Source organism: Paroceanicella profunda (genome assembly GCF_005887635.2).
Classification (GTDB): Bacteria; Pseudomonadota; Alphaproteobacteria; order Rhodobacterales; family Rhodobacteraceae; genus Paroceanicella; species Paroceanicella profunda.
Map to the genome: position 1 here is coordinate 2301110 of NZ_CP040818.1, position 14341 is coordinate 2315450.

General features: G+C 68.1%; 10 protein-coding genes. 3 read left to right on the forward strand and 7 right to left on the reverse strand.

What is annotated here, in order from left to right:
- The first annotated feature begins 98 nt into the window (after positions 1 to 98).
- Positions 99 to 896 carry a phosphodiesterase gene (locus FDP22_RS10315; protein ID WP_138572658.1) on the forward strand — a complete coding sequence of 266 codons (798 nt, stop codon included), beginning with the start codon at positions 99 to 101 and terminating at the stop codon, positions 894 to 896.
- 62 nt (positions 897 to 958) lie between these two features.
- On the opposite strand, the gene grxD is transcribed toward FDP22_RS10315, so the two are convergent.
- From grxD to FDP22_RS10335, 4 genes are all read right to left on the reverse strand, one after another.
- Positions 959 to 1336, reverse strand: a complete 378-nt coding sequence (gene grxD, locus FDP22_RS10320) for a Grx4 family monothiol glutaredoxin (protein ID WP_138572660.1) — start codon at positions 1334 to 1336, stop codon at positions 959 to 961.
- 169 nt (positions 1337 to 1505) lie between these two features.
- The gene (locus FDP22_RS10325) at positions 1506 to 1748 is read right to left on the reverse strand and encodes a BolA/IbaG family iron-sulfur metabolism protein (RefSeq protein ID WP_138572662.1); all 243 of its coding nucleotides are present in this window, start codon (positions 1746 to 1748) and stop codon (positions 1506 to 1508) included.
- A gap of 73 nt (positions 1749 to 1821) precedes the next feature.
- Positions 1822 to 3999: a phosphoribosylformylglycinamidine synthase subunit PurL gene (gene purL, locus FDP22_RS10330; protein ID WP_138572664.1), complete on the reverse strand. Its 2178-nt coding sequence runs from the start codon at positions 3997 to 3999 to the stop codon at positions 1822 to 1824.
- A 496-nt stretch (positions 4000 to 4495) separates the two neighbouring features.
- Positions 4496 to 5389 carry a LysR family transcriptional regulator gene (locus FDP22_RS10335; protein WP_138573315.1) on the reverse strand — a complete coding sequence of 298 codons (894 nt, stop codon included), beginning with the start codon at positions 5387 to 5389 and terminating at the stop codon, positions 4496 to 4498.
- 105 nt (positions 5390 to 5494) lie between these two features.
- On the opposite strand from FDP22_RS10335, the gene FDP22_RS10340 reads away from it, so the two are divergent.
- A complete protein-coding gene (locus FDP22_RS10340) occupies positions 5495 to 6355 on the forward strand; it encodes a hypothetical protein (protein ID WP_138572666.1) in 861 nt (286 codons plus the stop codon).
- 146 nt (positions 6356 to 6501) lie between these two features.
- Entirely contained in the window at positions 6502 to 9921 is a 3420-nt protein-coding gene (locus FDP22_RS10345) for an indolepyruvate ferredoxin oxidoreductase family protein (RefSeq protein ID WP_138572668.1), read from the forward strand.
- Positions 9922 to 10103: 182 nt separating this feature from the next.
- Here FDP22_RS10345 and FDP22_RS10350 read toward each other — a convergent pair whose 3' ends face one another.
- The 3 genes from FDP22_RS10350 to FDP22_RS10360 all read right to left on the reverse strand — a co-directional run bounded on the left by FDP22_RS10350 (position 10104) and on the right by FDP22_RS10360 (position 14190).
- Complete coding sequence (locus FDP22_RS10350) at positions 10104 to 11456, reverse strand: ammonium transporter (protein ID WP_138572670.1); 1353 nt, start codon at positions 11454 to 11456, stop codon at positions 10104 to 10106.
- A 34-nt stretch (positions 11457 to 11490) separates the two neighbouring features.
- Positions 11491 to 11829, reverse strand: a complete 339-nt coding sequence (locus tag FDP22_RS10355; protein ID WP_118137512.1) for a P-II family nitrogen regulator — start codon at positions 11827 to 11829, stop codon at positions 11491 to 11493.
- Positions 11830 to 12105: 276 nt separating this feature from the next.
- A complete protein-coding gene (locus tag FDP22_RS10360; RefSeq protein WP_138572672.1) occupies positions 12106 to 14190 on the reverse strand; it encodes a methyl-accepting chemotaxis protein in 2085 nt (694 codons plus the stop codon).
- Positions 14191 to 14341 lie beyond the last annotated feature (151 nt).

The window sequence follows — 14341 nt, forward strand, 5'->3', positions numbered from 1 at the left end:
TCCGGCCGTCCCGGCCGGCGGCTGGCTGCGCGCGGTCCCTCGACCCGGGGCGGCAGCCCGCATAGGCTGCCCCGTCCGAACGGGGAAGGGGCCCTTTCATGCTCATCGCACAGATATCCGACCCGCACATGCGTGCGGCCGGGCAGCTCTACCAGGGGCTGGTCGATTCCAACACGATGTGCGCCGCCGCCATCGCCACGCTGAACGCGCTGGACCCGCAGCCGGACCTCGTGCTGCTGAGCGGTGACGTGGTGGACACCGGCACGCCGGCGGATTACGCGCAGGCGCGCCATGTTCTGGACCGGCTGCGCGCGCCCCTGCTGGCCATTCCCGGCAATCATGATGCACCCGAGGGCTTCCGCCGCTGCTTTGCCGGCCAGCCGGGGCTGGCCGCCTCCGGGCCACTGCATGTCGACTGGTCGGGAGACGGCCCGCTGCGGGTGCTCGGGCTCGACATCACCGTGCCCGGCGCCCATCACGGCCGGTTCGACGCGGCGGCGGAGGACTGGCTGGCCAGGGCGCTCGCCCGCGCGCCCGACCGGCCGGTGCTGCTGATGATGCACCAGCCGCCCTGCGACATCGGCATCGGGTGCATCGACGCCTACCGCTGCTTCGGCGAGGACAGGCTGGCGGCGCTGCTGGCGCGGCATCCCCGGGTGCAACGGGTGCTCTGCGGCCACGTGCACCGGCTCACGATGCGCGCCTTCGGCGGAACGCTGCTGCTCACCGCGCCCAGCACCACCACCGCCATCGCCCTGCGCCTCGCCCCGGGGGCGGAGCCGGCCTCGCATGTCGAGCCGCCGGCCCTGCTGCTGCACCATTGGCGGGAGGGGGCGGGGCTCACCACGCACCACCTGCCGATCGGGGCGCACCCCGGGCCGTTCCCGTTCTTCTGAACCGGGGAGAAACGCGAAAGGGCGCCCCGCGGGGCGCCCTTCGTGTCAACCGGAGACCTGCTTCAGCCGTTGGCTTCGCGGATCTTCTCGGCGGCGTCCTTGTCATAGGTCACGCCCTTCTGGTCGAACAGCGCGTCCAGCTCACCGGAGAGGGTCATCTCGGTGATGATGTCGCAGCCGCCCACGAATTCGCCCTTCACGTAGAGCTGCGGGACGGTCGGCCAGTCGGAGAAATCCTTGATGCCCTGACGCAGGTCGGGGCTGGCGAGGACGTTCACGTCCTTGAAGGTGACGCCCATGTAGTTCAGCACCCCGGCCACGCGCGAGGAGAAGCCGCACTGCGGCATGCTCGCGGTGCCCTTCATGAAGAGCACCACGTCATTGTTCTCGACATCGGCCTTGATCGCTGCCTGGACATCCGTCGTCGCCACATCGGTCATGTTCCATGCTCCTTGTCCGCGCCGCCTGGGGCGCTCTGGGTTTGGGTCGCCGGGCCCGGGAGGCGGAGCCGCGGCGGAATTTCCTGCACTCTGATCCGTCAGGCGATCCTGCCCCGTGGGCCCGGCATCCCGGCTGGGCCGGGCGGCCGCGGCACGCGGGGCGCCTGGTTCAGTCCGGCGCCCGGGTGGTGAGCGCCAGTGCGTGCAACTCGCCCTGCGCCCCGTCCATCTTGCCCTTCAGGGCGGCATAGACGGCGCGCTGCTGCTGCACCCGGTTCATGCCGCGGAATTCCTCGGCCACCACGTTTGCGGCGTAGTGGTTCCCGTCACCGGCAAGGTCGGTGATCGTGACATCCGCTGACGGGAAGGCTTCCCGGATCAGCTTCTCGATTTCCGCCGCTTCAATCGCCATTCACCATGCTCCCGCACTGCCTGCATCCCCTCCGATGTAGAGCGGCGCGGGGGCGCACGCAAGGGCGGGGCTGTCAGCCGGTGAAGGCCGCGAGCCCGGCCGCATGCGCTGCCCGGAGGTCCGCAAGGTCGATCGCGCGGCCGGCGAAATCGAGCCGATGGCCGATGAAATGCCCGACATGCGTGCAGGGCACCTCCGCGTCGAGGATCTGCGACATGGTCTCGCGCAGGCGCTCGGCCGGCACCGACACCAGGTAGCGCCCCTGGTCCTCGCCGAAGAACCACTCCGCCGGGGTGAGCAGGTCATTGTCCGCCAGCACGACGCCGATGTTGGCCGCCAGAGCCATTTCGCCCGCCGCCACGGCCAGGCCGCCGTCGGAAAGGTCATGCGCCGCGGTGATCAGCCCGGCGGCATGCAGTGCGCGCACCAGCTCGCCCGCCTTGCGCTCGGCCACGAGGTCGACCGGCGGGGCATCGCCCTCCTCGGCCTTGTAGAGCTCGGCCATCAGCGCCGACTGGCCCAGGTGCCCGCGGGTCTCTCCCAGCAGGATGGCCATGTCGTTCTCGCGCGGGGCGGTCGGGATTATGGCGTCGAGATCGGCCAGAAGACCCACGGCGCAGATGGTCGGGGTCGGCAGGATCGCCGCGCCGTCCGTCTCGTTGTAGAGGCTCACGTTGCCGGAGACGATCGGCATGTCGAGCGCGAGGCAGGCCTCGCCGATGCCCTTCACGCAACCGACGAACTGGCCCATGATCTCGGGCTTCTCCGGATTGCCGAAATTCAGGTTGTCCGTGGTGGCCAGCGGCGTGGCCCCGGTGGCGCAGAGGTTGCGATAGGCCTCGGCCACGGCCTGCTTGCCGCCCTCGAACGGGTTCGCCTGGCAGTAGCGCGGGGTGACGTCGGAGGTGAAGGCCAGCGCCTTCGGCCCGCCGTTCACCCGCACCACGGCGGCGTCCTGCCCCGGGCGCACCACGGTATCGGCCAGCACCATGTGGTCATACTGCTCCCACACCCAGGCGCGCGAGCAGTAGTTCGGGTTTCCCATCACCGCGAGCAGGGCGGTGGAGGGGTCGATCTCCGGAATGTCGGTCAGCGGCGGCGGCGCGGCCGTCTCCACCCAGGGGCGGTCATATTCCGGCGCGGTGCCGGAGAGCGCCTTGAGCGGCAGGTCCGCCTTCACCTCGCCGTTGAGGCAGACGAGGAACCGGTCCTCCGCGATCGTCTCGCCGACGATGGCGAAATCCAGGTCCCACTTGTCGAAGATCGCGCGGGCCACCGCTTCCTTCTCCGGGCGCAGCACCATGAGCATGCGCTCCTGGCTTTCGGAGAGCATCATCTCATAGGCGCTCATCGCCGTTTCGCGCACCGGCACACGCTCCAGGTCGAGGCGCACGCCGAGGTCGCCCTTGTCGCCCATCTCGACGGCAGAACAGGTGAGGCCGGCGGCCCCCATGTCCTGGATGGAGATCACCGCGCCGGTCTCCATCAGCTCCAGGCAGGCCTCGAGCAGGCGCTTCTCGGTGAACGGGTCGCCCACCTGCACGGTGGGGCGCTTGTCCTCGATGGTCTCGTCGAACTCGGCAGAGGCCATGGTGGCGCCGCCCACGCCGTCCCGCCCGGTCTTGGCGCCGAGGTAGACCACCGGCATGCCCACGCCGGAGGCGGCGGAGTAGAAGATCTTGTCGGCGTCGGCGATGCCGGCGGCGAAGGCGTTCACCAGGCAGTTGCCGTCATAGGCGGAGTGGAAGCGCAGCTCCCCTCCCACGGTCGGCACGCCGAAGGCGTTGCCGTAGCCGCCGATGCCGCGCACCACCCCGGTCAGAACCGCCTTGGTGCGCGGGTGGCGGGGCGAGCCGAAGGACAGCGAGTTCAGCGCCGCGATCGGGCGCGCGCCCATGGTGAACACGTCGCGCAGGATGCCGCCCACGCCGGTGGCCGCCCCCTGGTAGGGCTCGATGTAGGAGGGGTGGTTGTGGCTCTCCATCTTGAAGACCACGGCCTGACCGTCCCCGATATCGACGACGCCGGCGTTCTCCCCCGGGCCGCAGATGACCTGCGGACCCTTGGTCGGCAGGGTGCGCAGCCATTTCTTCGAGGACTTGTAGGAACAATGCTCGTTCCACATCGCCGAGAAAATGCCGAGTTCAGTGAAACTCGGAACGCGGCCGAGCAGGTCGAGAATCCGCTGGTACTCGTCAGGCTTGAGGCCATGTTCGGCTGCAAGAGCCAGGTTCACTTCGGGTTCGGTCACCGTTCGCTCCTCTCGCGATTCACGGGTCTTTTAGTCATTGCGGCGCGAGGGGGGAAGCAGGGAATGCGCAGCGCCATCGCGCCCCATGAATGACCAGCCACCCTTAGGACTTGGTGAAGACCGGGCCATCTTCCTCAGCGTGTATTTAAAAGGGGATGAATGCCCCGCGTTCACACGCCCGTGATGCAATTATACCATGCCCGGATCCGGTGAAACCGGCCGGCAAGACGGGTTTTGCAACCTGAGGTGGCGCCATCCCAGCCCAACTCTCGCCGTTGGCGCAGGATTGGCCAAAAAAAAGGCCGAGCAAAGCTCGGCCCAAGTCCAACAGGGAGGTATGACGTGCTGAAATGCAACAGTGTTGCGTCCCGGCTCGTCATGAGGGTGAGATAGGAGACTCGCCTGCGCAGATCAAGTCGGAATATGCCGCAAATGCGAGATGCATAGCTGATATGGCGGATTTGCATATCTATTGGGCAGTTTGAAAACGCCGGGCTCAGCCCCCCAGGGCCTTGCGAAGGCCGGATATTTCCGCGAGCACGAAGTCCCGGAACGCCTCCACCCGCTTGGACTGGCGCAACTCCTGCGCATAGGCAAAATACACCGGAATGGTGTCGGAGCATTCCTCCGGCAGCACGTTCACCAGGTCCGGAGAATCGACGGCGAGATATTCCGGCAGCGCGCCGATGCCCAGCCCGTGCCGCACCGCCTGCAGGACGCCGAAATAATTGTTCACCGAGAGGCGCGAGGTGTTCTCGTTGTCCACGAAGCGCTGCATCCACTGCCGGCCGGCGGAGACCTGGTGGCTGTCGATGGTGAAGAACAGCAGCCGATGGTCCGACAGCTCGTCCACTGTGCGCGGCAGGCCCTTCGTGGCGATGTATTCCGGCGAGGCGTAGAGGCGCATGCGGATGTCGATCAGCCGGCGGCGGATGATGTCCGCCTGGCTGGGCTCCTTCATGCGGATGGCGACATCGGCCTCGCGCATCGGCAGGTCGAGCACGCGTTCCTCCAGCAGAAGCTGGATCTTGAGGTTGGGATACTGGTCATAGAGCCGGCCCAGCCGGGGCGCCAGCCACAGGGTGCCGAAGCCGGTGGTCGCGGTCACGCGCAGCTCGCCGAACACCTCGTCCTCCGCGTCGCGGATGCGGGCGGTGGCGCTGTCGAGCCGCTTGGCCATGGATTTCGTGGCCTCGAACAGCAGCTCTCCCTGCTCGGTGAGGATGAGGCCGCGGGCGTGGCGGTGGAACAGCGTGCAGCTCAGCGCCTCCTCCAGGTGGCGGATCTGCCGCGAGACGGCCGACTGGCTGAGATTGAGGCTCTCGCCCGCGTGGGTGAGGCTGCCGGCATCCGCCACGGCATGGAAGATGCGCAACCTGTCCCAGTCCATCGTCAATCCCATGTGTTCTCACTTTCCCGTGGCGGCGGACAAGCTGCACAATCGCCCTATTTATGCTTCTATGCCAAGAGGCAGGAGCATCAACGGGAGCTTTTCGTGACATCCAACTTCTACCGGACCCTGGGAACCCTCCTGACCGTCCTCGTGATTTCGGCCGTTCTTACACCGGCGCAGGCGCAGGTGGAAAGGTTGAAAGGCACCTATCTCGGTGTCGCCGAAGCCCAGGGCATGCGGCTCGATATCTCCCCCTCCGGTGGCGGGTTGCACGGGCGCTTCACTGATTCCAACGGAACGGTCGCCGAGTTCGACGCACCCTCCGTCGGAACCGCCGCGGAGACGGTGATCGAGTTTCCTCAACGAAAAGTGAAGATCCGGATTTTTCCGGAGGCCGTCGGCCTGCGGATGATCGCCATTCCCCTCGATGCGAACGGCCAGCCGGTGATCGACGAGACCAATGCGCTGGTGTTCCTGCCGCCGGACGTGAAGGTGCCGGAGGTGCCGTCCGGCTACCAGCCGCCCACCTATCGCAAGCGCGTGGTGGACCCGGACACCTTCCTGATCTCCTACCCGTTCTGGCCGCCCGAGGGCGTGGCCTTCGGCTACGAGAGCCTGGAGGCGCGCTACCGCCCGCTGTTCGGCCTGTTCCCCGTGGTGATGACCGACGTGCTGTGGAAACTGTGCTCCTCCTCCTACAAGCCCGGGGTGCTGGGCGAGGCGTTGCGCGGCCAGAACGTCACCTGCGACCAGGTGCTGCGCAAGATCGACGAGGTGCAGCGCCGCGGCCGGTTCGCCGCCTACAAGGCGCGCGTGGCCAAGGAGGCCGATGTGCTGATGACCTCGGTGCAATGCGCCCGGGGTTACATCGTGAAACCCGAAATCTGCCGGCCCGCCGCGAAGCGGGTCTCCGACGCCGCGATCTCGATGAACACCGTCTCCTCGGTGCTCTCGGGACTGTGAGGGGCTGACCGCCCGGGACAGCAGCGCTTCCCGTCGCGCTTGACAGGATGGGTCAAGCCTGCTTCCCTAAATTGCATCACGCGCGGTGAACAGCGCGGAGCGAGGGGGTGACATGTGAGTGCCCCCAAGGCCAGGGAGGCTGAAACATGGAGCTTCGTCCCGTTACCCTCGACACCCGGTATGATCTCGACGCCGGGCAGGTCCTTCTCAACGGAACCCAGGCGCTGGTGCGCCTTACCCTCATGCAGCACGCCCGCGACGCTGCGGCGGGGCTGAACACTGCCGGTTACGTGACCGGCTACCGCGGCTCGCCGCTGGGCGGCGTCGATCTCAACATGGCGAAGGCCAGGACGCTGCTGGAGGCGGCGCAGGTCACCTTCGAGCCCGGGCTGAACGAGGATCTCGCGGCCACCGCGGTCTGGGGCAGCCAGCAGGCGGAGATGCGGGGCGAAGGCCGCTACGACGGCGTCTACGCCATGTGGTACGGCAAGGGCCCGGGCGTGGACCGCTGCGGCGACGTCTTCCGCCACGCGAACATGGCCGGCACCTCGCGCCACGGCGGCGTGATCGCGGTGATGGGGGATGACCACACCGGCGAAAGCTCCACCACCCTGCACCATTCGGAATTCGCCTTCGTCGACGCGCTGATGCCGGTGCTGAGCCCGGCCGGCGTGCAGGAGATCCTCGATTACGGGCTGCTGGGCTGGGCGCTGTCGCGCTACTCCGGCTGCTGGGTGGGGCTGAAGGCGGTGAAGGACACCATCGAGGTGACGGAAGTGGTGGACGGCGAGCCGCACCGGCTCGACATCCGCCTGCCGCAGGATTTCGCCATGCCCGAGGACGGGCTCAACATCCGCCTCGGCGATGACCGCGTGCCCCAGGAGGCCCGGCTGCACGATTACAAGCGCTTCGCGGCGGAGGCCTTCGCCCGCGCGAACCGCATCGACCGGCGGATGATGGGCCGCCCCGGCGCGAGGATCGGCATCGTCTCCGCCGGCAAGAGCTGGCTGGACACGGTCCACGCGCTGGACCTGCTGGGCATAGACGCGGCGGAGGCCGAGCGCCTCGGCATCACCACCTACAAGGTGGGCATGGTCTGGCCGCTGGACATGACCTCCTTCCGGGAATGGGCGGAGGGGCTCGACCTCATCATCTGCGTGGAAGAGAAGCGCAAGCTCCTGGAAGTGCAGATGAAGGAGGCGATCTTCAATGATCGCCACGGCCGCCGCATCATCGGCTGGAAGAAGGAGAACGGCGAGTTGCTGTTCTCGGTGAAGGGCGCGCTGGACCCGGTGCTGATCGCCCGCCAACTCGGCAAGGTGCTGGAGGAGGAGGGCCGCGGCTCCGAGGCGCTCAGTGCCGCGCGGGAGCGGCTGGAGGCGGCCGCGCGTTCCGACAACGCGCCGGAGATCGCCGCGCGCCTGCCCTGGTTCTGCTCCGGCTGCCCGCACAACACCTCCACCAAGCTCCCCGACGGCTCGCGCGGCTATGCCGGCATCGGCTGCCATTTCATGGTGCAGTGGATGGACCGCGAGACCGAGGGTTTCACCCACATGGGCGGCGAGGGGGCGAACTGGATCGGCGAGAGCCATTTCTCCTCGCGCGGGCACGTGTTCCAGAACCTCGGTGACGGCACCTACAACCACTCCGGCGTGCAGGCCATCCGCGCCGCCCTCGCCTCGGGCACCAACATCACCTACAAGATCCTCTTCAACGACGCCGTGGCGATGACCGGCGGCCAGCAGAACGAGGGCAATCTCTCCCCCCAGCAGATCGCCCATGAGCTGGTGGCGATGGGGGTGCGCAAGGTGGCCTGCGTCACCGACCCGAAGGAGGAGGTGGACCACGCGCTCTTCCCCGGCACCGTCTCCTTCGCCACGCGCGATGACCTCGACACCGTGCAGCGCGAGTTGCGCGAGGTGCCGGGCGTCTCGGCCATCGTCTACGTGCAGACCTGCGCGGCCGAGAAGCGCCGCCGCCGCAAGCGCGGCGCCTTCCCGGACCCGGACCGCCGGGTGTTCATCAACCCGTCCGTCTGCGAGGGCTGCGGCGATTGCGGCGTGCAGTCGAACTGCGTGTCGATCCTGCCGAAGGAGACCGAATTCGGCCGCAAGCGCGAGATCGACCAGAGCGCCTGCAACAAGGATTTCTCCTGCCTCAAGGGCTTCTGCCCCAGCTTCGTGACGGTGGAGGGCGGCCGGCTGCGCAAGGCGAAGGCGGCCGAGCTCACCCTGCCGGAGATGCCCGAGCCCGCGCTTCCCGCCATCGACGGCACCTGGAACCTCGTCATCACCGGGGTGGGGGGCACCGGCGTGGTGACCGTGGGCGCGCTGCTCGCGATGGCGGCACATCTCGAGGGCAAGGGAGCGGGCATGATGGAGATGGCCGGCCTCGCCCAGAAGGGCGGCGCGGTGCACATCCACTGCCGCATCGCGGAGAAACCCTCCGACATCTCCGCCGTGCGCGTGGCGGTGGGCGAGACGGACGGGCTGATCGGCGGTGACCTGGTGGTGGCGGCGGGGGCGAAGACCCTCGGCCTCATGGCCCGCGGCCGCACCCGCGCGGTGTGCAATGCGCATGAGATCATCACCGGCGCCTTCACCCGCGACACCGAGTTCGCCCTGCCCACCGACCGGCTGATGCTCGCCCTGCGCGCGCGCATCGGCGAGGAGGCGGCGCGCTTCTTCGACGCCACGAAACTTGCCGAGCGCCTGCTGGGCGACGCGATCTACGCGAACGTGCTCATGCTGGGGGCGGCCTGGCAGGCCGGGCTCATCCCGCTCTCGGGCGCTGCCCTGCGCCGGGCGATCGAGCTCAACGGTGCAGGCGTGAAGGGCAATCTCGCCGCCTTCGAGATCGGCCGCTGGGCGGTCTTCGCTCCGCGCGAGGCCGAGGCCACCCTCGCCCCCGAAGTGCATCCGGAAGAGGAAAGCCTCGACACGCGCATCGACATCCGCGCGGCGCATCTGGAGAAATACCAGAACGCGGGCCTGGCCGAGCGGTACCGCGCGCTGGTGGCCGAAGCCCGCCGCCACGGCGATGCCTTCGGCGAGGCGGTGGCGCTGGGCTATCACAAGCTCCTGACCTACAAGGATGAATACGAGGTGGCCCGGCTGCATACCGAGACGCTGGAGCAGGCGCTGGCCGAGCAGTTCGAAGACACGGGCAAGCTGAAGTTCCACCTCGCGCCGCCGATTCTCGCCCGCAAGGACGCGCAGGGCCGGCCGGTGAAGACCACCTTCGGCCCGTGGATGCTGCGCGCCTTCGGCCTGCTGGCCCGGCTGAAGGGCCTGCGCGGCACCGCGCTGGACCCGTTCGGGCGCACCGGGGAACGGCGCATGGAGCGCGCGCTCATCACCCAGTACGAGGCGGACATGGCTGCGCTGATGTCCGGCATCGGCCCGCGCACCGCCGAGATCGCCGAGGCACTTGCCCGCCTGCCGCTGCAGATCCGCGGCTTCGGCCACGTGAAGGCGGCGAACGCGGCGGCAGCGGAGAAGCGGCGCGAGGAACTGCTCGCCGCCTTCCGCGCCGGCGGCAGCCCGCTGGCACAGGCCGCCGAGTAACGCCGCAGGCCACGCATTCAGGAAGCCGCAAGCAGCCGGGGGCACGCGCCTCCGGCTGTTTCGTGTCCGGGCCCCCGGGGGCGGGGCGCGCGGCAGGCGCAAAAAAAACCCGGGCCAACCGGGCCCGGGCTCAAGTCGGGAGGGCCGGTTCCGGCCCCCCTGGGGATTTCGCTCCCGAAGCCTCAGCTCGTGGACTTCGAGAATTCCGGGTAGGCTTCCATGCCCAGCTCGGCCACGTCGAGGCCGGCGACCTCGTCTTCCGCCGAGGCGCGGATGCCCATGACGGCCTTGAGGATCAGCCACAGCACCAGCGACACGATGAACACGAACAGGCCGACGGAGATGATCGAGACGATCTGGCCGGAGAAGGTCGCGTCCGGGTTCGAGAGGCAGACCGCGAGGGTGCCCCAGATGCCGCACACGAGGTGGACCGGGATGGCGCCGACGACGTCGTCGATCTTCATCTTGTCGAGCATCGGCACCGCGATGACCACGAGCACACCGCCCACGGCACCGATCAGCGTCGCGCCGCCGAGGCCGGGGGTGAGCGGCTCGGCCGTGATCGAGACGAGGCCAGCGAGGGCACCGTTCAGGATCATGGTGAGGTCAGGCTTCTTGAACAGCACCATGGTGGTGAGCATCGCCGCGATGCAGCCGCCCGCGGCAGCCGCGTTGGTGTTGGCGAAGATGCGGGAGATGTCGGCCACGTTGCCGGCGGTGTTCATGTAGAGCTGCGAGCCGCCGTTGAAGCCGAACCAGCCCAGCCACAGGATGAACGTACCCAGGGTGGCGAGGGTGAGGTTGGAGCCCGGCATCGGCACGGTCTGGCCGTCCTTGTAGCGCCCGATGCGGGGGCCCAGAACGATGGCACCGGCGAGAGCCGCCCAGCCGCCGACCGAGTGCACCACGGTGGAGCCGGCGAAGTCGAGGAAGCCCCAGTCGGCGTCCAGCCAGCCGCCGCCCCATTTCCAGGAGGCCTGGATCGGGTAGATGAAGGAGGTCAGGATCACGGTGAAGATGATGAAGGGCCAGAGCTTGATGCGCTCGGCCAGCGTGCCCGAGACGATCGAGGCGGTCGTCGCGCAGAACATCAGCTGGAAGAAGAAGTCCGAGCCCACGGAGGCGTAGGTGAGGTCGGTCTCGGTGCCTTCGAGGCCGACCGGCTCCAGCACGGTGGAGGCGAAGTTGCCGAGGTAGTTCGGGATCGTCCAGTCGTCGCCCGGGTACATCAGGTTGTAGCCGACGAGGTAGTACATGATGCCCGCAAGCGCGAAGAGCACGATGTTCTTCGTGAGCTGCATGGTGACGTTCTTGGAGCGCACCAGGCCGGCTTCGAGCATCGCGAAGCCGCAGGCCATCCACATCACCAGGAAGCCGGTGACGAGGAACATGAACGTGGTGAAGATGTAGCCGACCTCGTTCGGCACCGGAGGCAGGGCCGCCGCGGCCTCGACGGGCGCATCCTGGCCAAAGGCGGGGAGGGCGAAGAGCGCCGCTCCGGCCGCAAGGCCGAGATATTTGCTGATGGTATTCATTGCATCCCTCTCATGATGTTGTTTTCCCGACGGCTCAGAGCGCGTCTTCACCGATCTCGCCGGTGCGCACCCGCATTGCCTGCTCAACGTCGAGAACGAATATTTTCCCGTCGCCGATCTTTCCGGTCTTGGCCGTGGCGGCCAGGGTGTCGACGACCTTTTCGACCATCGAATCGGAAACGACCATCTCCAGCTTGATCTTGGGAACGAAGTTCACCACGTATTCGGCGCCGCGATAGATCTCGGTGTGGCCGGACTGGCGCCCGTACCCCTTGACTTCCGAGACCATCAGGCCCTGCACGCCCGTGGTGGTGAGCGCCTCGCGCACCTCCTCGAGCTTGAAGGGTTTGATGACGGCTATGATCAGTTTCATCAGATCCCCCGCGTCCGTTTTTCCTGAGGCATGATTGCATTAGCAGTTTTGACAGTTAATCCGTAAGCAAAGAGCATGCCAACTGCTAAAGTGCGTGGATTACGCCGTTCTGCCAAAGGGTTGCATCCGGAGCGCGCGGGGCGCGGTCACGGTTGCGTCAGTCATCCTGCCTAAAATCCCGGCATCTGACCGGATCCGGTCAGTGATGAGGTCAGCCGGACACGGCTGAGCCCGCCCGTGAGGACGGGCGGGCCAGAGCCTTGGGAACCAGAATGATCAGGCGGCGTTGCTCAGCGCGCCCTTTCGTTCAACGTCGAAGAAGCCGACCAGTTCCCGCAGGTCCGCGGCTTCGTGCTCCAGCTCGCGGGCGCGGGTGGCGCTCTGCTCGGCAAGCTCGGCGCTGCGCTGGGTCATCGCGTCCATGGCGCTGACATTGGTGGCGATCTCGGTCACGGCGGTGGCCTGTTCGCGGCTGGCGGCGGAAATGTCGCTGATGTCGACGGTGAGCGAGCTGACCGATTCGTTGATTTCTCCGAGGGCCGAGCCGGTCTCGCGCACCAGGCGGGCGCCGTCGGAGACGAGCTGGCTGCTCTCCTGCACCAGGTCGCTGATGTCCTTTGCCGCCTCGGAGGCGCGCTGGGCGAGGGTGCGGACTTCGGAGGCGACCACGGCGAAGCCCTTGCCGGCCTCCCCTGCGCGTGCCGCTTCCACGGCCGCGTTCAGTGCCAGCAGGTTGGTCTGGAAGGCGATCGAGCCGATCACCCCGTTGATCTCGGCGATTCGCGAGGAACTGGCCTCGATGCGGGTCATCGCGGTCTGCGCCTCGCTGACCACCGCACCGCCCGCACGGGCGCGGCGGACCACCTCCCCGACCGCGGCATCGGCGCGGCCGGTCGATTCGGCATTGGTGCGCACCGTTGCGGAAATCTCCTCGATGGTGGCAGCGGTCTCCTCCAGCGAGGCCGCCTGGTTGGTGGCACGTTCCGTGAGATCGGCGGCATCGGTGGCAATGTGGCCGGTGGCGTCGGCAATGGCGTGCGTGGCGCTCCAGATCCGGCGCACCAGGGCGGCCAGCCGGTCCGCCGTGTCGTTGAAGGCGGTGCGCAGTGGCGCAAACTCGCCGCTCACCCTGTCTCCCACCCGCACCGAGAGGTCGCCGTGCGCCAGCCTGTCCAGCGCGGTGCCCAGGCTGGCGAGGGTCGCGTCCAGCGCCTCCTTCTCGGCGCGGGTCCGGGCGGCCTCGGCGGCCGAGCGCTCGCGCTCCTCTTCGGCCTGGTCGCGGATCCGGGCCTCCCGCGTGGCGCTTTCGGCCTGGATGCGCTGCTGCAACCGCTCGAAGGCTCGGGCAATCTCGCCGATCTCGTCATCGCGCTTGCGGCCGCGCAACCTGGTGTCCGTGCGGCCCTCGGCGAAGGCCGAGAGCGCGGCGGCGGTTTCGGTCAGCGGGCCGATCACCGCGTGGGCGAGGCGGCGGATGATCAGCGTCACCAGTGCCACCGCGATGAGGAGCAGCACCGCAACGGTGACCCAGCGCACCAGAATCAGCGTGTCGCGCGTGGATGTCGCGCTGTCCTGTTCCTCCATGGCGATGGCCTGGAGGGCGTCCAGATCGGGGCGAACCTCCCGGAAGCTCTCGGACACGGCGGCGCGCGTGGCGACGGCCTCCATCTGCAGCGCGGCGAAGGCCAGAAAGGCTGCCTCGTAGGCGCCCAGGCTGCTCACCACCGTCGCCTGCGCGGCGGCGTCGCCGAAGGCGCTGGTGGGCATGGCGCGCACTTCCTCCATGCGCTGGCGCAGCCGGTCCACGTACTTACTGTCCCCCCGCATCATGAAATCCTTCTCGTGCCGGCGCATCATCAGGATCTTGACCATCAGCTCCGGCGCGGCGGAGGCAGGCACGCTCTCCTCCGCGTCATGCACGGCCCTGCGCAGCGTGCCCTCCAGGCCGTGGTCCTCGTCCATCCCGAGGCGGAGCATCTCGTCGATCAGCCGGTTCACCTGCTCGGTGTGGCCGGCCCAATGCGCGGTGATGCCGTCCAGCGCGGCGGCATCTGCCTCCGGATCGAGCGCCCGCAGGTGGGCGGCGAGCGCGGTGAATGTGTCCGGCACGCGGGCCTGCAGGTCATGCAGACGGTCGATCATTTCCGGGTTCCGGTTCAGGATCAGCCCCAGTTCCATCCCGCGCCCGCTCAGCAGCAGCTTTTCCAGCTCCGCCGTCTCCAGCGCGAGGGCCTGGGCCGAGGTCTGCCGCCGGTCGAACCGCGTCTGCACGAAGTCCCCCACGATCCCGATGACGGCAACGAGCAGCATTCCCCCGATGGCGATGGGCGTGATGCGCAGGATGCGGGAGGAGAGTGACATGGCAGGCCCCGGTTCTGTTCGTCTGCCCCACTGGTCCCACAGCGCCCCTAAGAAAGTGTTGTGTCCGGGGAGATCTTGCGGCCGCATGCGGCGTTTTTGCGCCGCAGCGGCGGAATCGCGCCGGCCGGTCTCCACAAACCCGGCGTTTGGC

What these genes read in the sequence shown, in the direction of transcription:
- FDP22_RS10315 (WP_138572658.1), top strand. Translation starts at nt 99, where the DNA reads ATGCTCATCGCACAGATATCCGACCCGCACATGCGTGCGGCCGGGCAG.
- grxD (WP_138572660.1), bottom strand. Translation starts at nt 1,336, where the DNA reads ATGACCGATGTGGCGACGACGGATGTCCAGGCAGCGATCAAGGCCGAT.
- FDP22_RS10325 (WP_138572662.1), bottom strand. Translation starts at nt 1,748, where the DNA reads ATGGCGATTGAAGCGGCGGAAATCGAGAAGCTGATCCGGGAAGCCTTC.
- FDP22_RS10335 (WP_138573315.1), bottom strand. Translation starts at nt 5,389, where the DNA reads ATGGACTGGGACAGGTTGCGCATCTTCCATGCCGTGGCGGATGCCGGC.
- FDP22_RS10345 (WP_138572668.1), top strand. Translation starts at nt 6,502, where the DNA reads ATGGAGCTTCGTCCCGTTACCCTCGACACCCGGTATGATCTCGACGCC.
- FDP22_RS10350 (WP_138572670.1), bottom strand. Translation starts at nt 11,456, where the DNA reads ATGAATACCATCAGCAAATATCTCGGCCTTGCGGCCGGAGCGGCGCTC.
- FDP22_RS10355 (WP_118137512.1), bottom strand. Translation starts at nt 11,829, where the DNA reads ATGAAACTGATCATAGCCGTCATCAAACCCTTCAAGCTCGAGGAGGTG.
- FDP22_RS10360 (WP_138572672.1), bottom strand. Translation starts at nt 14,190, where the DNA reads ATGTCACTCTCCTCCCGCATCCTGCGCATCACGCCCATCGCCATCGGG.